This is a genomic window from Mesorhizobium sp. M7A.F.Ce.TU.012.03.2.1 (assembly GCF_004006095.1).
GTDB lineage: Bacteria > Pseudomonadota > Alphaproteobacteria > Rhizobiales > Rhizobiaceae > Mesorhizobium.
The window spans coordinates 1723800-1748023 of sequence record NZ_CP034779.1 but is presented as its reverse complement, the minus strand read 5'-3'; the positions used below and the strand labels follow the sequence as shown (position 1 = coordinate 1748023).

Here is a 24224-nt window from a genome sequence, read left to right as displayed (position 1 = left end):
ACCGAGGGAACGGGATCGAGGCAGCGGCAAGGGTCGCAAGCGTTGGTCCGGCGAATGCAATTCGACGATCAACCGAAATGGGAGTCTGTCATGACCGCTACCAGCCTGCGGCGCCGTGCGCTGAAAACATCTTCGATCGCACTTGGCCTGGCCTTGGCGCTGTCCGCGCCGGCGACGGCTGCCGACCTCGTCATTTCCAACTGGGACGGCTACATGGCGCCTGACGCCATGGCCGCCTTCAAGACCGCCACCGGCGTGTCGGGCGAAGTGGTGGTGCACGCCACCAATGAAGAGATCATGGGCAAGCTCATCGCCGCCGGCGGCAAGGGCTATGACGTGGTCTTCGTTTCTTCGCCCTTCGCCGAGGTGCTGAACAAGCTCGGCCTGACCGAGCCGATCGACCACGCCAAGATACCGAACCTCACCAATCTCTATCCCGAGGCAACCAAGCTGCCGCACGATGCCGGCAATGCATTCTCGGTGCCCTACACCTGGGGCACGACCGGCCTCTGCTACCGTTCGGACCTGATGAAGGTTGCCCCCACCAGCTGGAGCGACCTGCTCGCGCCATCCGACGAATTGAAGGGCAAGACCACCATGCTGGCGACCGACCGCTGGCTGCTGGCTGCCGGCCAGCTCGACAAGGGCTATTCGGTCAACGAAACCGACCCGGCCAAGATGGCTGAGGTCAAGGATCTGCTGATCTCGGCCAAGAAGACCCTGCTCGCCTATGACGACACCACCTTCTATTCCAAGCTGGTGTCCGGCGAGGCGCTGATGGTGCAGGCATGGGACGGCTGGTGCAATTACGGCATCGCCGAAAAGCCCGAGATCAAATACGTCATTCCCAAGGAAGGCTCCGACCTCTGGGTTGACACGATGGTGGTGATGAAGGCCTCCGCCAACAAGGATGCCGCCTTCCAGTTCATCAACTTCATGCTCGACGCCAAGAACCACGCCTGGGCGGCGCAGAACATCGACTACAAGGTGCCGAACAAGCCAGCCATGGAAAGCCTGCCGGCCGATTTCCTGGCCAAATTCCCCAACATGGCGATGCCGGTGGCCGACCTCGTCAAGTTCGAGCAGTTGCGCGACGTCGGCGACGCCCAGCGCGACTATTCGAAGATCGTCAGCGAGATCAAGGCGGCGCAGTAGGCGGCGCGCCACTTCGGTAGCTGGAATCAAGCTTGCGTTCCTTCGCGCCCCCCTCTGGCCTGCCGGCCATCTCCCCCTCAAGGGGGGAGATTGGCTGGATCGCGGCCTGTCGCCAATCTCCAGCGCAGCACCCCCTCATCCGGCCGCTTCGCGGCCACCTTCTCCCCGTGGGGGAGAAGAGGAAAGCGCCGGCGCCAGCGACCTCCTCTCCCCTCGGGGAGAGGTCGGATTGCCCCGAATTGCCCTTCGCAATTCGGATGGCAATCCGGGTGAGGGGGTCTTTGGTCGCTGAGATGCCCGGCAGGGCAGAGGGGGGTGCTTCGTGAAGCACCTCCCCTCCCGCTCCTCCCTGCTGATGGCCCCGGCACTGGCCTGGCTCGCGGCCTTGATGGTGGTGCCGTGCGCATTGGTGCTGGCGCTCGCCTTCTTCCGGCGCGGCATCTATGGCGGCATCGAATACACCTTCACGCTCGAGAATTTCGGGCTGGTCTTCGACCCGCTCTATGCCGGCATCTTCCTCAATTCGGCGCGCATCGCCGGCACCGCCACCCTGATCGCGGTGGTGATCGGCTATGCCGCCGCCTACGCCATCGCAGCCGCCCCGCGCCGGTGGCAGCCGGTATTCCTGTTCTTCGCCGTGCTGCCGTTCTGGTCCAATTACCTGATCCGCACCTATGCCTGGATCGTGCTGCTCAACCGCGAAGGCCTGATCACGCAGTTGTTGCGCTGGTTCGGCTACACTGGCGAACCGCCCTCGATGCTCTACACCGAAGGCGCGGTCATCGCCGGCCTCGTCTACAACTATTTGCCCTTCGTCATCCTCGCCTGCTACGCGCCGCTGTCGCGCCTCAACCCGGAACTCGCCGAAGCCTCGCGTGACCTCGGCGCCTCCGCCGCCACCACATTCCGCCGTGTCATCCTGCCGCTGACCGTGCCCGGCATCGCCGCTGGCGCGGTGTTCGTCTTCGTGCTGTCGATCGGCAATTTCGTCACGCCCGCGCTGCTTGGCGGCGGCCGCTTCCAGATGATCGGCAACCTCGTCTACGACCAGTTCCTGACTGCCAACGACTGGCCATTCGGCGCCGCGCTCGCGATGGCGCTGATCGCCATCATGCTTCTGGTGCTGATGGCGCAGGCGCTGGCCGCCAATCGCGCCTCGGGGCATGCCGCGCAAGCCGGCGGAGACACCGATGGCTGAGCGCTCCCCCGCCACGCGGCGCACGCTCTGGCTCGTGCTGAGCCTGGTCTTCGCCTTCCTCTACATCCCGATAGCCGTGCTGGTCGCGCTTTCCTTCAACGAAGGCGGGCTGCCGACGGCATGGTCGGGCTTTTCGCTGAAATGGTATGCCTCGCTGGCCGGCAATTCGGCGATCCTCTCCGCTGCGCTCAACACGCTGATCGTGGCGCTGGTGTCGACCGCAATCGCAACATTGCTCGGCACGCTGCTGGCGATCGGCATCGAGATGCGCCGGCAATACGGCAAGGGGCTCGAAGCGCTGATCTTCGCGCCGATGATCATTCCCGACATCGTGCTGGCGATCGCGCTGCTGTCGTTCTTCTCGATGCTCAATCTGACCATGGGCCTGCACACCATCATCCTCGCCCATGTCGTCTTCAATCTCGCCTTCGTCTGCTCGGTGGTGCGCGCAAGGCTGAAGAGCTTCGACTGGTCGATCGTCGAGGCCTCCGCCGATCTCGGCGCCTCCGCGCTCACCACGTTCAGGCGGGTGACATTGCCGGTCATCGCGCCGGCGGTGATCGCCGGCGCGCTGCTCGCCTTCACGCTCTCGGTCGACGAATTCATCATCGCCTTCTTCACCGCCGGCGCCGGCCGTGCCTCGACGACGTTGCCGATGCAGATCTACGCCATGATCCGCTTCGGCATCACGCCGGAGATCAACGCGCTGGCGACCATCGTCATGGCGGTCTCGATCACCGCGCTGACCCTGTCGCAGCGGCTCAACCGTGGGATCATAGGCCAATGAGCGAACCGCGCACGCTGCTGGCCATCGATCATGTATCGAAGAATTTCGGCCGGGTGACGGCTGTCGACGGCATCTCGCTCGATATCAGAGAGAACGAGTTCTTCGCGCTGCTCGGCCCGTCCGGCTGTGGCAAGACCACGCTGCTGCGGATGCTGGCCGGATTCGAGACGCCCAATGACGGGCGCATCCTGCTCGACGGGCGCGACATTGCCAAAACCCCGCCCAACAAGCGGCCGGTCAATCTGATGTTCCAGTCCTACGCGCTGTTTCCGCATATGAGCGTCCGCGCCAATGTCTCCTACGGCCTGGAGATGGAACGTTTGCCGGCGGCTGAAATCCGCTCCCGCGTCGACGCCATCCTGGCGACAACCGAACTCGTCCCCTTCGCCGACCGCAAGCCGGAGCAACTGTCGGGCGGCCAGAAGCAGCGCGTCGCGCTCGCCCGCGCGCTGGTCAAGCGGCCGCGCCTGCTGCTGCTCGACGAGCCGCTTGGCGCGCTCGACAAGAAGCTGCGCGGCGCCATGCAGCTGGAATTGAAGCGCCTGCAGCATGAGGTCGGCATCACCTTCGTCATCGTCACCCACGACCAGGAAGAATCGCTTGTGATGGCCGACCGCATGGCGGTGCTCAAGGACGGCAGACTGCTGCAATGCGACACGCCGCACGCGATCTATGAGCATCCGGCCGACCGTTTCGTCGCCGACTTCATCGGCGTGATGAATTTCGTGCCGGGCAAGGCCGCCACCGATGGGGTTGTCGCCGCGAATGGCGCGCGAATATCCGGCAAGGTTCCAGCAACGCTCTCGCCCGGTGCATCTGCTGTCGCGTCGGTGCGGCCCGAGCGCATCCGGCTGTTCCCGTCGGTGGAGACCGCCAACCGCACCACCGGCACGGTCGAGGCGCTGGCCTATCAGGGGCTCGACCTGCAGCTGCATGTCCGCACACCTCTGTCGCCAAAGCCGTTCCTGGTGCGCGTCACCGCTGATGCCGCCGACCGCCGGCCGGTCGCGTCGGGAGATCAGGTCGAACTCGGCTGGGACGCCGCCGATGTCAGAGTTTTCGCAGAATAAAGGAGAAGCCTGATGGCGCAGAAGACGATCGCGTTTTTTCCAGAAGCCGCCTACGGCCCGGCGCTCAATTCCGTCGGCATCGCCCAGGCGGTCGAGGCGCGCGGCCACAAAGCCGTTTTCCTGTCCGACCCCGGCTTTGTCGATGTCTACAAGGGCTACGGTTTCGAGGCGCATCCGGTGAACCTGTCGGAGCCGATGCCGCCCGAGCAGATGGCGAAATTCTGGGAGGATTTCATCAACGGCCACATCCCGAACTTCCGCAAATCGCCTTACGATCAGGTCGACAATTACGTCAAGGATTGCTGGACGGCGATCGTCGACAGCGCCAAATGGGCGCAGAAGGATCTGCCGCGCGTTCTCTCAGCCATCAAGCCGGATGTGATCTGCGTCGACAATGTCATCCTGTTTCCGGCCATCAAGCAGTTCGGCAAACCGTGGGTGCGCGTCATCTCCTGCTCGGAAAACGAGATCGACGACGAGGACATCCCGCCCCATCTCTCCGGCTGCGGCGAGAACGACCACGCCGGTCACCAGCGCTACCGCGATCATTTCAACGCGGTGATCAAGCCGATCCATGGCGACTTCAACGCCTTCCTCGCCGCCAACAACGAGGCGCCTTATCCGATCGGCCAGTTCTTCGAGGCCTCGCCCCATCTCAACCTGCTGCTCTATCCCGAAGCGGCAAAGTTCAAGCGCCGCCATCCGCTCGACCCGGCAAAGTTCCAGTATCTGGAAGGCTGCGTGCGGCAGGAGAAACCCTACACGGTGCCGACATTCGCCAAAAACAATGACGGGCCGCTGCTCTATGTCTCCTTCGGCAGCCTCGGCGCCGGCGATGTCGAGCTCTTGAAGCGCATCATCGCGACCCTGGGCAAGACGCGCTACCGGGCGCTGTTCAATGTCGGCGGCTACAAGGATCAGTACACGGACGTGCCCGGCAATGTGATCGTCGAGAGCTGGTTCCCGCAGCCTTCGGTCATCCCGCAGGTCGATGCGGTGATCCACCATGGCGGCAACAACTCCTTCACCGAGTGCCTCTATTTCGGCAAGCCGGCGATCATCATGCCCTATGTCTGGGACGGCCACGACAACGCCACCCGCGTAGAGGAAACCGGCCACGGCTTCGGCATGCCGCGCTACGACTGGACCGATGCCGAGCTGATTGCCAAGATCGAAACCTGCCTGACCGACCCGGCGATGAAAGCCAAGCTGGCGAAGACATCGGCGCAGATGCGCGCGCAGAATGGGCCGGAGAAAGCAGCCGGGTTGCTGGAGACGCTGCTATGACCTCCTCCGCTCCCCACCTCCACCAGGCCTCCACCCGCGCCGATCTCGTCGACTGGGGCGCCCAGCCGGATGCGTTGGACGGTGCCTCCCACTCGACCGGCAAACTCGTGCACAAAGGCCCGAACAACCAGCCGGAATCCGGCATCTGGGTGTGCACGCCAGGCCGCTGGCGCCTGAGCATCCCGCGCGATGAATTGTGCCATTTCGTCGCCGGCCGCGCGACCTACCGGTCGGATGTCGGTGAGCTGATAGAAATCTCCGCCGGGACTGTGGTCATGTTCCCGGCTGGCTGGACAGGCGAATGCACCGTGCATGAGACCATGCGCAACGTCTACATGCTGGCCTGACCACGGAGCTTGACGACATGCCGACACCGCACTGGCCGAAGGCCTCGAGCGTGGAACTGGAGGACTGGGGCGCGGGCAGCAACACGCTCGCCGGTTCGCCGCGCGCCTCGGGCAGGGTCCTGTCCCGGAACCCGGACGGATAGAGCGAATGCGGCCTGTGGTCATGCACGCCGGGTACGCGCAAGGTCACCTTTGCCGCCGACGAGTTCTGCCATTTCCTCTCGGGCCGTGGCAGCTACGTCCATGACGACGGCGAAGAAATCCCGGTCGAGGCCGGCACGCTTGTATTCTTCCCAGCCGGCTGGACCGGCATCTCCATCATCACGCAAACGCTGATCAAGGCCTTCATGTGCCGCTGAGCACCCTTTCAAGGAAATCGACATGACCACACCCATCATGAAATCCCCGCTCACCATTACCGACCTCGTCGACTGGGGCGTCATACCGACCATGATCGAGGGGCAATCCCACACCTCGGGCAAGCTGCTGTACAAGGGGCCGGAAGGCCGCTCCGAATGCGGGCTTTGGGTCTGCACACCAGGCAAATGGCACTGCCATGTCACCCGCGACGAGTTCTGCCACTTCCTCGAAGGGCGCTGCACCTACGTCCATGAATCCGGCGAGGTCATCGAGATCGAACCGGACACCGCAGCTTTCTTCCCGCAGGACTGGAAGGGCGTCTGCACCGTCCATGAGACGATCAAGAAAGTCTACATGATCCGCTGAGCGGATCTGAGAGGATGCTTATGGATTTCTCAGCTGACCGGCCGGCTTTCTTCGTCAACCCGGATTACCGGCCGATGGCCGGCACAAACAAACCGGTGATCGATCCGGCGACGCTGGAAACCGTCGGGGCGATCGCTGCGGCCACCGACGGCGAGATCGATGCCGCGCTCACCGCCGCGACCAGGGCGCAGGCCGCCTGGAAAAAGCTCGACGCCAAGAGCCGCGCCAAGCACCTGCATGCCGTCGCCAACGCCATCGAGGCGGCGGACTTCACCCGCTGCGCCGAGCTGATGGTGCGCGAGATGGGCAAGCCCTACCCCGAAGCGATCGGCGAGATCGCCAATTGCGCGCCGATCTTCCGCTACTATGCCGAGATGGCGCGCGACGATGCCGGCAAGATCGCCGGCACGACGCAGGCCGGTTCGTTCCAATATGCGCGCTACGAGCCCTATGGCGTCTCCGTCCACATCATGCCCTACAACTTCCCGATCCTGCTGATGTGCTGGACGGTCGCCGCATCGCTCGCCGCCGGCAATGCCTGCGTCATCAAGCCGGCCGAGGCGACGACGCTGTCGACGCTGGACTACATGACCGTGTTCCGCTCGCTGCCGGAAGGGCTGGTCTCCTGCCTGCCTGGTGGAGCGGCTACGGCGCAGGCGCTGATCGCCTCCGAACGCACCCATGCGGTTGCCTTCACCGGCTCGGTCGCCGCCGGCAAGGCGGTGGCGGTGGCCTGCGCCGAACGCATGAAGCCTTGCGTCATCGAGGCCGGCGGCAGCGATCCGCTGATCGTCAGCCAACACGCGCCGCTTGAGATCGCGGCGGCCGGCAGCGTCACCGCGGCCTTCCATCTCACCGGCCAGGTCTGTACCTCCGCCGAGCGTTTCTTCGTCGTCGACGCCGTTCATGACCGCTTCGTCGAGCTGTTCGCCGAAAGGACCCGGGCGCTGCGCATCGGCAACGGCATGGACAAGACCGAGATCGGACCGCTGGTCAGCGAAAGCGCGCGGACCAAAGTCATGCGCCTCGTTGACGATGCTATCCGCAGCGGCGCCAAGGCGGTGACCGGCGGACGCATCCCTCCGGCACACAACACCGGCTGGTTCTACGAGCCGACGATCCTGACCGGCGTCACCCCGGACATGGCAATCGTGCGCGAAGAATGCTTTGGACCGGTCGCCGCCATCTGCCGGGTCAGGGATTTCGACGAGGCGATCCGGCTTGCCAATGACAGCCCGTTCGGGCTCGGCGCCTCTGTCTTCACCACCGATCTGGCCGAAGCCCACGAGGCGGCTGAACGGCTCGAAGCCGGAATGGTCTGGGTCAACAACCCGCTGATCGACAATGATGCCCTGCCCTTCGGCGGCTGGAAGGCCTCGGGCCTCGGCCGCGAGCTCGGACGCCAGGGGCTCGACGCCTTCCGCCGCTCCAAAATGGTGATCATCGACCACAAGCCGACAATCCAGGAATGGTGGTATCCGTACCCCGACAGCTGGTTCCGTGAGACCGGCGGCCGCAAGCACGTCTGAGTGTTTCGAACCTCGCCAGCTCCGGATAGCCAGCTCGGTGGCTATCCTGGGATAGCCAGTCCATGGCCGGGAAAAAGCGATGCCGCCGGGCTTCGCCCGGCGGCATCTTTCTTCGATTGGCTACTGCCGTTTCAACGGCAAGTCGTTACGGCGTCGTTTCTGCTTCCATCGCGGCGGCCGTCTGGTCGATCTTGTCGGCAAGGACGCCCTGAGCCCAGGACGTGACCGCAGCGTCGACCGGCTTGTTGGCCATATCCGCCAGTGCCGCGTCGAGCGATGCATCATCGGTGCCGACCTCTGCCGCGGCAGCCGCCTCATTGGCGGCGGTGACCTCTGCCTCCTGGGCAGTGATTTCGGCCTCCAGATCCGTTATCTTCCCAGGCAAGGCCGCCTGATCTTCGGGCGTCATGGCCGCAATCTGCTCGGGCGTCAGCGATGTCAGCGCGGTCAACTGAGAATTCAGCGCATCCAGCTTCTCCTGGGCCGCTTCAGCGGCGGCCTGAGCAACCTTGGCTTTGGCGGACTGCGTCACGAAGGCCTGGATGGCAGCGAACTTCTTGCTCTTCGAGTTCATATAGGCGTTGATGTTGCGCTGAAGCGAGTTCAACCGACCGAGCTTGGCGTGGATGTTCTTCTCCTTGGGAACCGACGAGACCTTTGTGGTCTTGTCGACCGTGGTGTCGTCCGTTTTGGCCTTTGCCACCTGCCCCCGAGCCGACGACGACTTGCCGTGCGAAGCGCCGCTCTTGCCATTGCTATTGCCGCCGTTACCGCCGGCATTGCCCCCGCCGTTGCCGTTGCCACCGCCATTGCCGCCGCCGTGCCCGTTGCCGCCGGCTCCGGCGAGCGCCGGAGACGCCAGAAGCGCCAATGCGGCAAGCGCCGCGAACAGAGTTTTCCGGTTTGTCATGGTAATCTCCTCGGGAATCGTCACCTGGCCCGACCGCTAGCGACCGTCCTATGAGAAATCGCTAATTGTACAGAGTAAACTTTAGACAAATGCTGTCTCAATACGCGATCTGCCGATCAGCCCGAAGCATAACCATCTGATATTAAACACGAATCAGCGCTCTTGAACGGCGATGGCACTGAAGTCCCATGCCGGCAGGACTATAGTCCTGCCGGAATCCAGCGGCATGGGTGAAAGTCGTGACGTGGTATATCGGAAAGGCTTTGAAACAGGGCAATTGATAAAGAAAGCACAAGTCTCAGCCGATACTTTCACCGCCGTCGATTACCAGCGCCTGGCCGGTCATGAAGGATGAGCGGTCGGAGACGAGGAACAGGATCGCTTCCGCGATCTCATCGGCGCTGGCCCAGCGTCCCATCGGAATCTTGGTGCGGACATAGGTTTCGATCGCCTCGCGTCCGCCCATCTGGGCGATGAACGGTTCGTTGAACGGCGTGTCGACCCAGCCCGGGCAGAGCGCGTTGACGCGGACATTGTGCCGGGCATAGTCGAGCGACATCTGCCGCGTCATTGCCACCACCGCGTGTTTGGAAGTGGCGTAAGCGATCATCTCGCGGTCGTAGAACACGCCCGAATTGGAGGCGGTGTTGAGGATGACACCACCGCCTCGTGCGACCATCGACGGCATGACCATCCTGGCCGCCAGGAACTGCGCCCGCACATTGACCCGCCATGACGCGTCCATGCCGCCGACCTCGACCTCGGTCAGCGTTCCGCCGACCTGGATGCCGGCGTGATTGTGCAGGATGTCGATGCGCCTGTGCCTCTCGATCGTGCCGGCAATGAGCTTTTCCAGCGCCCCATCGTCCGCGACGTCAGTGGCGATCGCCTCGGCCTGCCCGCCCACTGCCCTTATGTCCGAAGCCGTTGCTTCGCCGGCGGCCTGATCCCTGTCGGCGATGACGACCACCGCGCCTTCCCTGCCCATGATCATGGCGCCGGCGCGCCCGATGCCGGAGCCTGCGCCGGTCACGACGGCGATGCGGTCTTTGAGGATCATGATGCGACTTTCAGTTCGACGGCTTGCGCTGGCGCAATTGCCATTGGGCAAGCACCACAAGCAGCACGGAAGCGACGAGCACGATCGTCGCGATGGCGTTGATCTCGGGCGTCACGCCGCGCCGGATCGACGCGAAGACATAGATCGGCAGCGTCGTCTGCGCCCCGGCGACGAAGAAGGCCACAATGAAATCGTCGAAGGAGAAGGTGAAGGCGAGCAGGAAACCGGCAACGACGGCCGGCATGATCTGCGGCAGCACGATCGAGCGGAACGTCGTCAATGGCGTGGCGTAGAGATCGCTCGACGCCTCGACCAGATTGCGGTCGAGGCTGCCGAGACGCGTGCCGACGATCATCGTCACCAGCGCCATGGAGAACAGGCCGTGCGCCGCGATGATCGAGCCGTAGCCGAGCGCCAGGCGCGGCGGCTGGTCGTCGGGCCAGATCGAGGCGAGGAACGGATTGACGACCGTGAACAGCTGGACGAGCGCGACCAGTGTCGAAATGCCGATGACGACGCCCGGAACGACGATCGCGGCGCCCAGAAGCGCATCGAAGACCGCGCGTGTTCTGATGCCGACGCGCGCCAGGCCGAGTGCCGCCGCAGTGCCGCACAACGCCGCCAGCAAGGCGCTGGTGGTGGCGATGAACAGGCTGTTCTTCAGCGCTTCGACCAGGAACGGGTTCGCCAGCGCCTTGCCGTACCATTGCACCGAAAAGCCGGTGAACTCGCTGGCATGGTGGCCGGCGTTGAAGGAGAACAGCACGACCAGTGCGATCGGCAGATAGAGGAAGGCGAACACCACAATGACGAAGGCGCGCATCAGATCAAATCCACCCGGCGCGCGCCCGAAACCCGGGTCGAAATGCGGTTGGCGGCAATCAGCACCACCACCGAGACCAGCACCAGCGTGATCGCGATGGCCGATCCGAACGGCCAGTTGCGCGACTGCAGGAACAGGTCGACCAGCGCATTGCCGATAAAGAACACCTTGCCGCCGCCAAGCAGCGTCGGGATCAGATATTCGCCCAACAGCAGGATCATCACCAGCGAGAAGCCGGTCATCACGCCCGGCAGCGACAGTTTCAGGGTCACGCCGAGGAAGGTCGAGAGCGGCGTCGCGCCGAGATCGGCGGAGGCTTCCAGCAGCCGGCGGTCGAGCCGCTCAAGGCTGACATAGATCGGCAGGATCATCAGCGGCAGGTAGCCATAGACGATGCCGAGCAGCACCGCGCCCGGCGTGTTGATCAGCCTGATATCCTCGAAACCGATATAGGACAGCAGAGCCGGGATGCCGCGCCCGCCCAGGATATACATCCAGGCATAGGTCCGCATCAAAAGGCTGGTCCAGAACGGAATGACGACCAGCGCCAGCAGGATCAGCCGCCAGCGCTGCGGTGCGCGCAGAGCGAGATAATAAGCAACGGGATAAGCGACGAGCAGACAGGCGAGCGCCCCTATCGGCGCCAGCACCATCGTGTTCCAGAAGGCAGCCGCCCGCGCAGGAAGATTGGCATATTGCGCGAAGGTAAAAGCCGCTTGATAGCCGCCTTCCGGCGCCCGTTCGCCGACGCTGAACACCGCGATGGCAATGAATGGAAGCACCAGAAACACCACCAGCCACGCGGTCGCCGGACCGAGCAGCAAAGCGGTCGTGAGGTTGTAACGAAATCTATTGCCGCGCATTGAAAACCGCCCCGATACCGGCGGACATATGCCCGCCGGTCAATTGTCCGCGCCAGACCGCCGCTCAGGCCGACTTGAAGCGCGCCATCAGTTCGGCGCGGCCGGGATCGGTCAGCGTTGCCGCCGCGCCGAATTCCAGCGGCGTCAACAGGTCGGCCGCCGGATAGAGGATCGGATTGTCGAGCACTTCCTTGGGCAGCAGCTTGTTGACCCGCGCATCGGTCGACGGCGCACCATTGGCCAAATGCTCCTTCACCGCCACCTGCGGATTCATCAGGTAGTTGAGCAGGGCGTAGCCGGCCGGCTTGTTCGGCGCATCTTTCGGAATGGCGTAGAAATCGGTCCAGATCTCGCCGCCTTCCTTGCCCAGCACATAGGCGATCTCGGGAATGTCGCGATGCAACTGCGCGCCATCGTTCGTCCAGCACATCGTCATCCAGGCGTCGCCGGCGCGCATGCCCGGCTGGTAGTCGGAGGAGACCGCGAAGAGATGCGGCTTGACCTTGAGCAGCAGTTCCTCCGCCTTGGCGAGCTCTTCTTGCTTGAGCGAGTTGAACGAATAGCCGTAATATTTCAGCGCATTGCCGATCGTGGTCAGCTGGTAGTCGTGCACCATGGTGCGGCTGTCGCCTTCGGCCATGGCGGTATCCCAGAACTCCTTCCAGGTGGTCATCGGCTGGGTCAGCTTCTTGGTGTTGACGGCAAAGCCGGTGGTGCCCCAGTTCTTCGGCACGGCGTAGGTCACCGCATCGATCGTGCCTTCCCCGGTGAAGCGGGGATCTTGCTGCGAGCCGTCGAAATTCGGCAGCTTCGCCATCTCCAGCGGCTCGATGATGCCGAGCTTCTTATAGGTCGAGATCGTGTAGTTGGTCGGCACGAACAGGCTCCAGCCCGAGGCGCCGGCCTGCAGCTTGGCCAGCATCTCCTCGTTGGAGCCGAAAACGTTGACCTCGACGGCGACGCCGGTGTCCTTCTTGAAATTCTCGAACGTCGCCGGGTCATGGTAGTTCGGCCAGGTGGCGATCGACATGCGGTCGCCAAGGCTTTCGGCGGCAAAGGCCGGTGTCGGCATGATGCCGATCTCGCGCGCCATTACCGCCGTGGCAATGCCAAGGCCGGTGAGGCCGAGGAAGTCGCGGCGGCCGATCGAGCCGCGCTTCAAACGCATCAGCTGGTCGACAAAGTTCCCGGGGCTTATCGGCAGTCCGTCACGATATGATTTCGACATGTTTATCTACCCTCTGGTTGGTCCCGTTGTTCTTGGTCTCCGGAAATGCCAGCGGCGTTCCGGAGGCAAAGCCGATGGCGACGGGTTCACCCGGCTTGAAGAGATTGCCGTGGCCGATCAGGTGATCGGCCCTGGCCAGCAGCGTTCCGATGCCCTGGACCTCGATCGCGTATTCCGCCGTCGAGCCGAGGAAGATCCGGTTGCGGACGACGCCTTTGAAGGGGCCGCCCGTCTGAGCGCCAAGGCTGAGCGATTCAGGACGCAGGCTGACCGAAACGGCCTCGCCTTGCTGCAGGGCGGTTCGTTTGCGCGCTGCAATGACGGTGCCGTCGGCAAGCGCCACCTCCACCAGCTCGCCCGAATGTCCGGCGACGGTACCGCTCAAGAGGTTGGTCTTGCCGACGAAATCGGCGACGAACAAATCGGCCGGTTCGTCATAGATCTCGCTCGGCTGCCCGAGCTGCACGATGCGGCCGCCGTTCATGACGCAGACGAAATCGCTCATCGACAGCGCTTCCTCCTGGTCGTGCGTGACCAGCACGAAGGTGATGCCGATCTCGCGCTGCAGGTTCTGCAGCTCGATCTGCATGTCGGTGCGCAGCTTCTTGTCGAGCGCAGCCAGCGGCTCATCGAGCAAGAGCACCGCCGGCTTGTTGACCAGGGCGCGGGCAAGCGCCACACGCTGCTGCTGGCCGCCCGACAGTTCGTGGATCTTGCGGCGGCCATAGCCGGCGAGCCGCACCATTTCGAGCGCCTCGCCCGCTCTTGAGGCGATCTCGCGCGAAGACAGCCTTGGCCGCGCCTGACGCAGCCCGTAGGCGACATTGTCCTCGACATCGAGATGCGGAAACAGCGCGTATTGCTGGAACACCATGTTGACCGGCCGCCGGTAGGGCGGCGTCCCAGCCATATCCTGGCCGCGAATGAACACCCGGCCTTCGCTCGGCTGTTCGAAGCCGCCGATCATGCGCAGGCAGGTGGTCTTGCCGCAGCCGGACGGCCCGAGCAACGCGACAAAGGCGGAGGGCGGGACAGCGAGATCGATGCCGCTGACCGCGGTCACCGCGCCATAGCGCTTGGTGACGCCGCGAAACTCGATGTCGGGCACTGCGGTCAAGGCTGATGGCTCCAGCAACAGGGCAATATCGGGACGCTAGCAGAGCCAATGGCGGCTAGTATATACCTCTGAGGTGGTATATCTGATCTATTTTCTCGTTTAAGGGGGTATGGGTTGTCCCGCAGCGACGAATACAGCCAGCTCGCCACGCTCGTCGCGGCGACGCGGGAGACCAGTGGCGACCTGTTCGGCAATGCGCTGGTCGATTGGCTGCGGCTCCATGTCGGCTTCGACCACTGCGTGGTGTTCGGCTATCGCGGCGCGGCGCGCCCGCCGCTGCTGTTCGAAACCTTCTCGCCGGCCGAAAGCCACGTCTTCGTCGCGCTCTATCAGGAGGGACCCTATCTGCTCGACCCGTTCCATCACGCGGCGGTCGAGCGCAAGGAAGGCTTCTGGCGCATGCGCGAACTGGCGCCGGACCGTTTCTATGCCAGCGAGTATTTCCGTTCCTACTACAGCCAGACCAGGCTGGCCGAGGAGGTCGGCTTCTTCGTGCCTCTGCCGGGCAAGGATGTGCTGGTGCTCTCACTGATGCGGCTGCGCGCTTCAGGCCCGTTCGGCACCGCCGATGCCAGATTGCTGCGCGACATGGCGCCGGCGGTGATCAGCTTCGCCAGGCTGCGCTGGCCCACCCTTCCGGCCGATGAACCTGCAGAGGCGCAGCAGGACGAGACGACCACTCCGGTCAACGAGTTCGACCGCGCCCACATCTGGCAGAGCCTGTCGCTGACGCCGCGCGAAAAACATGTCGTCGACCTTGTGCTGCAGGGGCATTCGACGGAATCGATCGCCAGGGCCATGCGCATCGTGCCGGGCACCGTGAAGGTCCATCGCCGCAACATCTACCGCAAGCTCAAGATCAAGTCGCAGGCCGGCCTGTTCGCACGTTTCGTCGAGATCATCGACGCGCGGATAAGGTAGCTACTTCGCCCCGCCGTTTACCTGGGCAATCGCTTCGGATTTCGAATCCGCGTCACTTTTTTGCGAACGCCGGCGCTGCCCCTCACCTGCCTGCCGGCATCCTCTCCCCGTATAGGGACGGGGAGAGGGGCGCAGTAATTACCGGTTTCGCCAATCTCCAACGTTGCAAGACAGGCGACGAGGTTACCGCGAGCCCCTTCTCCCCGTCACTATACGGGGAGTCGAGGCGTGGTCCGCGCAGCGGACGAAAAGCCAATTGCTTGGCTTTTCGAACAACGAACGCCCGGCAGGGTGATGAGGGGCAGCGCAGACCTCGACAATTGGGTGGCTTGCCCATGACGTTTGATCAGGCTATCGCGTCGCCGTTCCACGATCCGGTCTCGGCCATCCGCATCAGCAACGGCGCCGGCTTGAACACGTCCTTGCCTGTCCGTTGATGCCAGTACTCGAGCCGCTCGATGATCCTGGCCGGGCCTTCGAGGCCAGCCCAGAACATCGGCCCGCCCTTGCCGATGGGAAAGCCGTAGCCATTGACCCAGACGACATCGATGTCGGACGCACGGGCCGCTATGCCTTCCTCAAGGATCTTGGCGCCCTCGTTGACCAGGGGATAGAGCGTGCGCTCGATGATTTCCTCCGCACTGATCGCGCGCGGCACGATGCCCTTCTCCGCGGCCTTGTCGCAGATCAGCGCTTCAACCTCGGGATCCGGCACTGGTGTACGCGCGCCAGCCTCGTAAAGGTAGAAACCCCGGCCGGTCTTCTGGCCGAAACGTCCTTGCTCGCACAGCGTGTCGGCGATCACGGCCGACAAGCCACGCGCCTTGCGGTTGCGCCAGCCGATGTCGAGACCGGCGAGATCGCCCATCTGGAAAGGCCCCATCGGCCAGCCGAAATCGGTGAAGACCTGGTCGATCTGGCTGGGCGTCGCGCCTTCCAGAAGAAGCGCTTCCGATTCCGAGCCGCGCGCGGCCAGCATGCGGTTGCCGACGAAGCCGTGGCAGACGCCGACGACGACGGCCACCTTGCCGATCCGCCGCGCCAGGTCGACGACGGTCGCCAGCGCATCGAGCGCGGTCTTGTCGGCGCGCACGATCTCCAGGAGCTTCATGACATTGGCCGGCGAGAAGAAATGCAGGCCGAGCACGTCCTGCGGCCGCGAGGTCGAGGCGGCGATTTCGTTGATGTCGAGATAGGAGGTGTTGGTGGCGAGGATCGCGCCCGGTTTGGCCACCGCTTCGAGCTTGCCGAACACCTCCTTCTTGACCGCCATGTCCTCGAACACCGCCTCTACGATCAGGTCGCAATCGGCGAGATCGGCATAATCGGTGGAGCCCTTGAACTGGGCGAGCCGCTCGCGCTTGGCGACTTCGCTTAGCGAACCGCGCGTGACGGACACCGAGTAGTTTCTGTCGATCGTCGCCAAGCCGCGCTGCAATGCCTCATGGCTGGTTTCCAGCAAGGTCACGGGATAGCCGCCATTGGCGAAGGCCATGGCGATGCCGCCGCCCATCGTGCCGGCGCCGATGACGCCGACGCGGGCAATCCTGCGCTTGACGATGTCTTTTCCCGAAACCTTTGCCGCCTCACGTTCGGCGAAGAACAAATGCCGCTGCGCCCGCGACTGGTCGCTGCCGACCAGTTTCACGAACAACGCACGTTCCGCCGCCAGCGCCGCATCGAAGGGCAGCGTGACGGCATTGCGCACCGACAGCGCACAGGCGATCGGCGCCTCGAGCCCGCGCGCCTTCCTAGCGAGGTCCGCAGCCTCGGCGTCGAAAGCCGCGAGGTCGGTCTCCTTGAGCCCATCGCGATCACGCACTGGCGTGAAGGGGCCACCCTTGCGGGCAATTTCCCTGGCGAAGTTCACGGCATGCGTCGTCAGATCGCCTTCGAAGACGGCATCGACGAGACCGGCGGCATGCGCCTCGGTTGCACCGACCGGCGTACCGGAGACGATCATCCTGAGCGCCTTCACCGCGCCGACCAGGCGCGGCAGCCGCACCGTGCCGCCGCCCCCCGGCAGCAGGCCGAGCTTCACCTCCGGCAGGCCGAGCTTGGCGCCGGCATCGGCGACGCGGAAATGGCAGCCCAGCGCCAGCTCCAGCCCGCCGCCGAGCGCGGTGCCGTGGATGGCGGCCACCGTCGGCTTGGCGATGGTCTCCAGCATAGCCACGATGGCGCGCAGCTCCGGCTGCTGCATCGGCTTGCCGAATTCGGTGATGTCGGCGCCAGCGACAAACGTCCGGCCGGCGCATGCAATGACGATGGCGGCAACCGAAGCATCGTCGCGCAACTCAACGAGCGCCTGCATCAGCGGTTCGCGAACATGAAAACTCAGCGCGTTGACCGGCGGGTTGTCGATAGTGACGACGGCGACGTCGCCGTCACGGCTGACCTTCACGAAATCGGACACGCAAACCTCCCAGCGCTATTCAGCGGCCATGGCCGCGCGAACGGGATTTACAGCGCCATGACGTCGAAGGGAACCGGGTGTCGGCCTGGCACAATGATTACAGCCCTGGGACGACGAAGGCGGAGCCTACCGCGGCGCCTTCTGCCCGCCCGCCGCTGTGATCACCCCGACAATGATCAGCCCCGTCAGCAGCAATCGCACCCCGGCACTCACCCCAAACGTGTTGAGCATGGTCAAAAGCAGCACCAGGAACAGCGCCGCGCCCCACACGCCAGGCACATTGGCCTTGCCGCCGGCGACCGACGTGCCGCCGATGACGACGACGGCGATCGAGGCCAGCAGATATTCATTGCCGATATCGACATTGGCGCCGCGGAAATAGCCGGCGAGCAGCGCGCCGTCGATGCCGCCGAGCGCGCCCGACAGGGTGTAGGTGAGGAAGCGGATGCGGCCGACATTGACGCCGGCGAGCCAGGCGGCGCGGATATTCTGGCCGATCGCCAGCACCGAGCGGCCATAGATCATGCGCTGCAGGGCGACCGCCGCACCGATGGTGAACAGCACGGTGAGGATGGCCAGCACCGGAATGCCGAGGATTTGCCAGTTGGCGAAATCGGCGAAGCCCGGCGGCGGCTTGATCTGCAGGCCGCGGCCGTAGCTGATGTCGATCGACTGGATGATGAAGCTGGCCGACAAAGTGGCGATGATCGGCGGGATGCGCAGCGCCCAGATCAGCAGATAGTTGGCGGCGCCGATCGCCGCCCCGCAGGCAAGCGCCGCCAGCAGCCCGACCGCGATCATGGAATCATTGCCGTCCATCACTTTCATCGCGACGGCGCTGGCAAGGCCGATATTGGCCGGCAGCGACAGGTCGACATTGCCCGGGCCGAGTGTGATGACGAACATCTGGCCGACGCCGACAATGACGGTGAACACCGCCAGCGACAGGGCCGCCGTCACCATGCCGCCGGCGCCATAACCGCCGGTGAAGGCGATCGTCGCCAGCCACACCAGAAGCGCGCCAATGAACGACCAGATCCAGGGTTTGGCGAGCAGCGATTTCACCGATGTCATCGCTCACCTCTCCTTGCGGCTGATCAGCACCCGCGCCGCCAGCACGATGATGAGGATGGCGCCGTTGGCGGCAACCTGCCAGTCGGGCGGGATGTGCATGAAGGTGAGCAGCGGCGAGGCGGCCAGCGCCAGCGTCAGCGCGCCGATCACAGCACCTATCGGCGACACCCGGCCGCCGACGAATTCGCCGCCGCCTAGGATGACGCCGGCGATCGCCAGCAGCGTGTAGCCATTGCCGATATTGGCGTCGGCCGAGGTGGTGATGCCGATCAGCGCCATGCCCGACAGCACGCCGAACAGACCGGCCAGCGCAAACAGCACGATCTTGGTCTTGAGCAGCGACCAGCCGGCGCGGCCAAGCGCCGCCGGATTGCCGCCCGAGCCGCGCAGGATCACGCCGTAGGAGGTGCGCATCAGGCCGAAATGGACGATGACGCCGATCAGCAGCGCGGCGATGATCGGGAACGGAATGAAGGGCGGCTTGAACGCCATCAGCCCGAGCAGCCAGTCCGGCGCCTTGCCGCCCGGTTTGGGCAGGACGAGAATGGCAAGCCCCTGCCAGACGAAACTCATGCCGAGCGTCACCACGATGGACGGCAGATTGCGCAGATGGATCAGCGCGCCGAGCAGCGCATAGACGCCTATCGACCCGAGCAGGATCATCACGCCGATGAGCGGCGCGTCCTTCAGCCAGGTCGCGGTGACACAGCCGACGAAGCCGACGAAGGTGCCTATCGACAGGTCGAGCTCGTTTCCGGCGATAACGAACATCTGCGCGATGGTCGCCAACGCGATCGGGATCGCCAAATTGAGCATCAGGCTGAAGCCGAAATAGCTGATGGCGCGCGGGTTGAGCCAGGCGATGGCGAGCAGCACCAGCGCCAGCGACAGCGCCGGCAGCAGCCCGCGCAACAGACGGGCACGGGCCAGTGCGCCTCGCTCGGCGGACGTCTTGGCGGCGGTGTCGAGGCTGGCGGCCGTCATCTCAGGCCGCATCGCCGAAGGAGGACTGGATGATCTTCTCTTCGGTCAACTCGTTGCGGCGCAGATTGGCGACGATGCGGCCGTTCTTGAAGACATAGATGTGATCGCAATTGTCGAGCTCTTCGGTTTCCGTGGTGTACCAGAGGAAGGTGCGGCCTCGGGCAGCCTCTTCGCGCACGAGGCCGTAGACCTCCAGTTTGGTGCCGATATCGACGCCGCGCATCGGATCGTCCATCAGCACGATCTGCGCATCCGAGCCGAGCGCGCGGGCAAACAGCGCCTTCTGCTGGTTGCCGCCCGACAGCGAGAAAATGTTGTTGTTCATATCGGGCGTGCGGATGCCGATCTTCTTCTGCCAGAATGCAGCGAGTTCGGCCTCGCGCTGCGGCGAGATCAGCAGCCCGCTGCGCAGCCGCGCCAGCGAGCGGATGCCGATGTTCTCAGCGATCGACCATTGCGGAAAGATGCCGTCCGACTGGCGGTCGCCGGCGACCAGCGCCACCGGCGCCGTCACCTCGATGCCTGCCTTGGCGCGCGATGCCGCGCTAAAGATCGCCAGCAGCAGGTCGGTCTGGCCGTGTCCCGCCAGACCGGCAAGGCCGATGATCTCCCCGGCGCAGGCGACAAGGTCGGTGCCGTCCTTCTGCGCGGCGGGCCGCGCCCGGACCCGTAGCGGACTGGCGCCGGGCTTGGCGGCAGCGATTTGCGCCGCGATCTTCTGGCGCGCTTCCGCTCCGCCCATCGCCGTCACCAGCCGGTCGCGGTCGAAGGCACTGGCGGCGTCGGCGACAACCACCTTGCCGTCGCGCATCACCACGATGCGATCGGCGTTGCGCAGCACCTCACCCAGCACATGCGAGATCAGGATGCAGCTTTTGCCGCCGGCAACGAAGCGGCGGACGAAGGCCAGCAGCTGGCCCGCCGTATGCGCATCGAGCGACGATGTCGGCTCGTCGAGGATGACGAGGTCGAGCCGATCCTGAGTGACGGTGAAGGCGCGCGCCACTTCCACCATCTGGCGCCGGCCGATCGACAGGTCGCCGACAATATCGGACGCCGAAATGCTGTGGCCCGGAAAGATCTCGTCGAGCTTGGCGGCGATCAGATCCGCCGCCTTGCGCCGCCAGCCGAAGCCGCGCAGCGACGCGTGGTTGATGCGCGTGTTCTCGGCGACGCTGAGATTGGGGCACAGCGACAGTTCCTGGAAGACGCAGCGTATGCCGAGTTGCTGCGCGCGCGACACCGAGTAGTTGTCCTCGGTGTCGCCATGCACGCCGATCTGCCCACTGTCGGGCACCAGCGTGCCCGCCACCATGTGCATCAGCGTCGATTTGCCGGCGCCATTGTGGCCGACGAGACCAACGCATTCGCCGGGGCCGACATGGAAATCCACGCCGCCCAGTGCGCGAACGGCGCCGAAATGCTTTTCGGCGCCGTTCAGTCTGATGATGTCAGCGTTCCCTTCAGGCATGCTCAACGATATCCGCTCGATGATCCGGAGGGCAACGCTTGTTCAAGGCTCACTTGATGTTGGCTTTGATGGCCGCGATCGCGTCTTCCTGCGTGTATTCGTGGCTGGCGACGCCGCCCTTGGGGATCTTCGGCAGCTCGGCCTCGAAATCGTCCTGTGTGAAGGCCAGATACGGCACCAGCAGATCGTGCGGAATGTCGGTGCGGCCGTCGAGCACCTGCTGCGCCACCCAGAAGGCGAGCGACGACACGCCGGGCGCGATCGAAGCCGACCAGGTCTGGTAGCCGTCCTTGTCCTTCTGCTCCTTCCACCACTGAAGCTCGTCCTGGCGGTTGCCCATGATGATGGTCGGGCGCGGCTTGCCGGCGGCGGCGAAGGCCTGGGCCGCCCCGTAACCGTCACCGCCCTGGTCGACGACGCCTACGATGTCGGGCAGCGACGGCAGGATGGTCGCAACCGCCTTCTGCGCCGTCGTCTGGTCCCAGTCGCCGGTCACCGAACCGACGATCTTGAACTCGGGATGGGCGGCGACGCCTTCGAGGATGCCGGCATGGATGGCATCGTCGATCGAGGTCCCGGCAAGCCCACGGATTTCCAGAAGATTGCCGCCCTTGGGCTGGAACTTGGCCATCTGCTCGATTTCCTGCTTGCCCATGTCCTTGAAGTCGACGACGACACGGTAGGCGCAAGGTTCGGTCACGGTGCCGTCGAAGGAGACGACGACGATGCCGGCATCGCAGGCCTGTTTGATGGCGCCGTTGAGTGCATCCGGCGAGGCCGCGTTGATGACGATCGCGTCATAGCCCTGCAGGATCAGGTTCTGCACCTGTGCTGCCTGCGTCGGCACCTCCTTGTCGGCGGTGGTGAAGATGTCGGCCGCGCCGACGATCTTGTCGGCGACCGCCTTCTTGGTGACGATGCCATAGCTGTCGAGCATCGCCTGCCGCCAGGAATTGCCGGCATAATTGTTGGAAAAGGCAATCTTCTTGCCGCTGGTGTCGGCCAGCGCCGTGCCCGAGGCGAGCATTGCCGCCAAGGCTCCCAGAACGAACAGTTTCTTCATGTCGTTATCCTCCCAGATGTGTTGACTGCTGCATTCCCACCGGCTTTGACCCCGGCCTCACTCCCAACTCTGATTTGAGCACGGATTGTCGCGAGCTCAAAACAGTCTCAATCCCGGCACGCGCACCCTGAGCCGGTACAGCGACGTCGACGCGGTGATGTAGAGGCTTTGCAAATCGTCGTCGCCGAAAGTAAAATTCGCGCAATCTTCAGGTGTCCGGATGACGCCAAGAATGGCGCCCGACGCGTCGAAAATGTGGATGCCGCCGGGTCCGGTGCAGTAAAGATTGCCGCGGCTGTCGATCTTCATGCCGTCGGGCGCCCCCGGCCCCTCGCCCTCGGTCACTGCCCACACCGCGCCGCCATCGAGGTCGCCATTGGCTTCGACGCCGAACACCCTGATATGCCCGCGTTCGGTGTCGTTGATGAACAGCCGCGACTCGTCCAGCGAAAAGCAAAGCCCGTTCGGCTGCCCGAAATCGTCGGCCAGCAATGTCAGCCGGGCGCCGTCGCCATCGATGCGGTAGACGCCTTGGAACGGCAGGTCCTGTGGCCGTGGCACGCCATAGAATTCCCTCCGGCCATAGCCCGGATCGGTGAAGTAGATCGATCCGCCGGTGGCAACGACGATGTCGTTCGGGCTGTTGAGCTGCTTGCCCTGATGGTGCGTGGCAAGCACCGTCGCGCCGCCGTTGGGCTCGGCGCGGGTCACCCGGCTTGTTGCGTGCTCGCAGGTGACCAGCCGCCCCTGGCGGTCCAGCGTGTTGCCATTGGCCTTGTGGCTCGGCGCGCGGAACAGCTCGATCTCGCCTTCGGCACTGCGGCGATAGATCCGACTTTCCGGAATGTCGGAGAAGACCAGCCATTTCTCATAGGGGTGCCAGACCGGCCCTTCGAGGAAGCCGAAGCCGCTCGCCACCGTCTCAATGGTCGCATCGCCGACGACATCGTCGAAGCCGGAATGGCGCGCACGCGCCGACACCGACATCATCGGCTCCCGGCGCGAACAGCCGTGCTACTCCGCATGGTGACAAATGGCATGAGCGCTTCCCGATATAGGCTTCTTGTTGGGGCAGAGCGTAGGCGCGGTGCCGACGAGCCGATACGGGTCAAAGCGCACGGCCGACTGTGCGTTTGCACAGTCGGCCGTGCCTATCGAGCACGGGATAGCGACGACGTCAGATCAGGGCCGGCGAACACGCTGCAAAAGCGGTCAGGGCTGCGCTCGCGCACGCCGGCAGAGTTGGACTCCTGCCGTGCTCGAGCTCAGTCGTGCTGCGCGGGTAAAGACCTGTCAACCAAGGTGCCCAGGTCGGACCGGCTGCCGTGCCGAACGGAATAGGCGCGCGTGAACTCGGCGCCGAGGAGGAAAATTTCCGACGAGTAGTAAACCCAGAGCAATATGACGAGCAGGCCGCCAGCGGCGCCATACGAAGACGCAATCGCGCTGGTGCCGATATACCAGCCGATAAGCGATTTCCCCAGTGTGAACAGGGCCGCGGTCCCGACAGCGCCAATTGCCACATCGCGCCATTCCAGGGTTCGATCGGGTAAAACTTTGTAGATGGCGGCAAACATCACCGAGATAAGTGCAAACGAAACGACGCCGTTGATCCCGCTGAGTATGATCGTTCCGAACGGCAGATAGGCGTTGATGAAATCGCCCAGTGCCGAAATCGCAGTGCTTGCGATGAGAGAGACCAGCAACAGGAACCCGAGTGCGGCCACCAACCCCAGACTGGCGGCCCGCGCCCGCACCAGACGCGACAGGGAATTGCCTTGCGGTTCGATCTTCCAGATCGTGTTCAACGATTGCTGCATCTCGCCGAAGACACCAGACGCGGACACCAGCAATGTGACCAGCCCTATGATCGCGGCCCAGGTGCCGTACAGGCTGCCGGATGCACTTTCCAGCGCAGTCTTCAGGAGATCGGCGCTTTCCGGTCCCATCAGCCCTGATATCTGCGCGGACAAGGCCAATTGTGCGGCATCGTGGCCGAAGACGAGACCAGCAATCGCAACCACGATCAGCAAGATCGGCGCCAGCGAAGTGGTGGCATAGAAAGCCATCGCAGCACCATGGCTAAGCGCATTGTCGTTGATGAAGCCGACTATGCTTTCACGCACCAGATGCCATGAATCTGTGATTGAGGGTCGCACTTCGGGTCCGCAGGCATTGAGTTGGCGTTCACTAGC

Annotated in this window: 23 protein-coding genes; 10 read left to right on the top strand and 13 right to left on the bottom strand. The window is 64.1% G+C overall.

What is annotated here, in order from left to right:
• Positions 1 to 90 precede the first annotated feature (90 nt).
• The 9 genes from EJ079_RS08520 (at position 91) to EJ079_RS08475 (ending at position 8099) form a co-directional block, all read left to right on the top strand.
• Entirely contained in the window at positions 91 to 1155 is a 1065-nt protein-coding gene (locus tag EJ079_RS08520) for a spermidine/putrescine ABC transporter substrate-binding protein (RefSeq protein ID WP_127266967.1), read from the top strand.
• A 355-nt stretch (positions 1156 to 1510) separates the two neighbouring features.
• On the top strand, positions 1511 to 2353 hold the full coding sequence (locus EJ079_RS08510; RefSeq protein ID WP_127811298.1) for an ABC transporter permease: 843 nt from the start codon (positions 1511 to 1513) through the stop codon (positions 2351 to 2353).
• Entirely contained in the window at positions 2346 to 3140 is a 795-nt protein-coding gene (locus EJ079_RS08505) for an ABC transporter permease (RefSeq protein WP_127321342.1), read from the top strand. Before EJ079_RS08510 ends, EJ079_RS08505 begins: the two co-directional genes overlap by 8 nt.
• Positions 3137 to 4210, top strand: coding sequence for an ABC transporter ATP-binding protein (locus EJ079_RS08500; protein WP_127808754.1), 1074 nt, complete (start codon positions 3137 to 3139; stop codon positions 4208 to 4210). The genes EJ079_RS08505 and EJ079_RS08500 overlap by 4 nt, the downstream gene beginning before the upstream one ends.
• A gap of 12 nt (positions 4211 to 4222) precedes the next feature.
• Positions 4223 to 5497, top strand: coding sequence for a glycosyltransferase (locus EJ079_RS08495; RefSeq protein WP_127808753.1), 1275 nt, complete (start codon positions 4223 to 4225; stop codon positions 5495 to 5497).
• Entirely contained in the window at positions 5494 to 5844 is a 351-nt protein-coding gene (locus EJ079_RS08490; RefSeq protein ID WP_127266972.1) for a cupin domain-containing protein, read from the top strand. The genes EJ079_RS08495 and EJ079_RS08490 overlap by 4 nt, the downstream gene beginning before the upstream one ends.
• Before the next feature lie 155 nt (positions 5845 to 5999).
• Positions 6000 to 6203, top strand: a complete 204-nt coding sequence (locus EJ079_RS33720; protein ID WP_245481890.1) for a cupin domain-containing protein — start codon at positions 6000 to 6002, stop codon at positions 6201 to 6203.
• Between the two features lie 22 nt (positions 6204 to 6225).
• Positions 6226 to 6570, top strand: a complete 345-nt coding sequence (locus EJ079_RS08480; RefSeq protein ID WP_013528939.1) for a cupin domain-containing protein — start codon at positions 6226 to 6228, stop codon at positions 6568 to 6570.
• 20 nt (positions 6571 to 6590) lie between these two features.
• Positions 6591 to 8099, top strand: a complete 1509-nt coding sequence (locus EJ079_RS08475; RefSeq protein WP_127808752.1) for an aldehyde dehydrogenase family protein — start codon at positions 6591 to 6593, stop codon at positions 8097 to 8099.
• 145 nt (positions 8100 to 8244) lie between these two features.
• Here the strand turns inward: EJ079_RS08475 and EJ079_RS08470 are convergent, their stop codons facing one another.
• From EJ079_RS08470 to EJ079_RS08445, 6 genes are all read right to left on the bottom strand, one after another.
• Complete coding sequence (locus EJ079_RS08470) at positions 8245 to 9009, bottom strand: hypothetical protein (protein ID WP_127398909.1); 765 nt, start codon at positions 9007 to 9009, stop codon at positions 8245 to 8247.
• A 298-nt stretch (positions 9010 to 9307) separates the two neighbouring features.
• The gene (locus EJ079_RS08465) at positions 9308 to 10069 is read right to left on the bottom strand and encodes a glucose 1-dehydrogenase (RefSeq protein ID WP_127266976.1); all 762 of its coding nucleotides are present in this window, start codon (positions 10067 to 10069) and stop codon (positions 9308 to 9310) included.
• Between the two features lie 10 nt (positions 10070 to 10079).
• Positions 10080 to 10892, bottom strand: a complete 813-nt coding sequence (locus tag EJ079_RS08460; protein ID WP_127266977.1) for an ABC transporter permease — start codon at positions 10890 to 10892, stop codon at positions 10080 to 10082.
• Complete coding sequence (locus EJ079_RS08455; protein ID WP_127808751.1) at positions 10892 to 11755, bottom strand: ABC transporter permease; 864 nt, start codon at positions 11753 to 11755, stop codon at positions 10892 to 10894. Before EJ079_RS08455 ends, EJ079_RS08460 begins: the two co-directional genes overlap by 1 nt.
• Before the next feature lie 64 nt (positions 11756 to 11819).
• Positions 11820 to 12983, bottom strand: a complete 1164-nt coding sequence (locus EJ079_RS08450) for a spermidine/putrescine ABC transporter substrate-binding protein (protein WP_127808750.1) — start codon at positions 12981 to 12983, stop codon at positions 11820 to 11822.
• On the bottom strand, positions 12964 to 14100 hold the full coding sequence (locus tag EJ079_RS08445; protein ID WP_127808749.1) for an ABC transporter ATP-binding protein: 1137 nt from the start codon (positions 14098 to 14100) through the stop codon (positions 12964 to 12966). The genes EJ079_RS08450 and EJ079_RS08445 overlap by 20 nt, the downstream gene beginning before the upstream one ends.
• A gap of 114 nt (positions 14101 to 14214) precedes the next feature.
• Between EJ079_RS08445 and EJ079_RS08440 the strand changes: the two genes are divergently transcribed.
• Complete coding sequence (locus EJ079_RS08440) at positions 14215 to 15021, top strand: LuxR C-terminal-related transcriptional regulator (protein WP_127808748.1); 807 nt, start codon at positions 14215 to 14217, stop codon at positions 15019 to 15021.
• A gap of 346 nt (positions 15022 to 15367) precedes the next feature.
• Here the strand turns inward: EJ079_RS08440 and EJ079_RS08435 are convergent, their stop codons facing one another.
• From EJ079_RS08435 to EJ079_RS08405, 7 genes are all read right to left on the bottom strand, one after another.
• Positions 15368 to 17437, bottom strand: a complete 2070-nt coding sequence (locus EJ079_RS08435) for a 3-hydroxyacyl-CoA dehydrogenase NAD-binding domain-containing protein (RefSeq protein WP_127808747.1) — start codon at positions 17435 to 17437, stop codon at positions 15368 to 15370.
• Between the two features lie 126 nt (positions 17438 to 17563).
• Positions 17564 to 18511 carry an ABC transporter permease gene (locus tag EJ079_RS08430; protein WP_127808746.1) on the bottom strand — a complete coding sequence of 316 codons (948 nt, stop codon included), beginning with the start codon at positions 18509 to 18511 and terminating at the stop codon, positions 17564 to 17566.
• Between the two features lie 3 nt (positions 18512 to 18514).
• On the bottom strand, positions 18515 to 19495 hold the full coding sequence (locus EJ079_RS08425; RefSeq protein WP_164873748.1) for an ABC transporter permease: 981 nt from the start codon (positions 19493 to 19495) through the stop codon (positions 18515 to 18517).
• Between the two features lies 1 nt (position 19496).
• Positions 19497 to 20966 carry a sugar ABC transporter ATP-binding protein gene (locus tag EJ079_RS08420; RefSeq protein WP_127808744.1) on the bottom strand — a complete coding sequence of 490 codons (1470 nt, stop codon included), beginning with the start codon at positions 20964 to 20966 and terminating at the stop codon, positions 19497 to 19499.
• Between the two features lie 49 nt (positions 20967 to 21015).
• On the bottom strand, positions 21016 to 22029 hold the full coding sequence (locus EJ079_RS08415) for an ABC transporter substrate-binding protein (protein WP_023811211.1): 1014 nt from the start codon (positions 22027 to 22029) through the stop codon (positions 21016 to 21018).
• A gap of 96 nt (positions 22030 to 22125) precedes the next feature.
• Positions 22126 to 23019 (bottom strand): SMP-30/gluconolactonase/LRE family protein, encoded by an 894-nt coding sequence (locus EJ079_RS08410; protein WP_245481831.1) that lies wholly within the window; start codon positions 23017 to 23019, stop codon positions 22126 to 22128.
• 275 nt (positions 23020 to 23294) lie between these two features.
• Positions 23295 to 24188 (bottom strand): YihY/virulence factor BrkB family protein, encoded by an 894-nt coding sequence (locus EJ079_RS08405; protein WP_127808742.1) that lies wholly within the window; start codon positions 24186 to 24188, stop codon positions 23295 to 23297.
• Positions 24189 to 24224 lie beyond the last annotated feature (36 nt).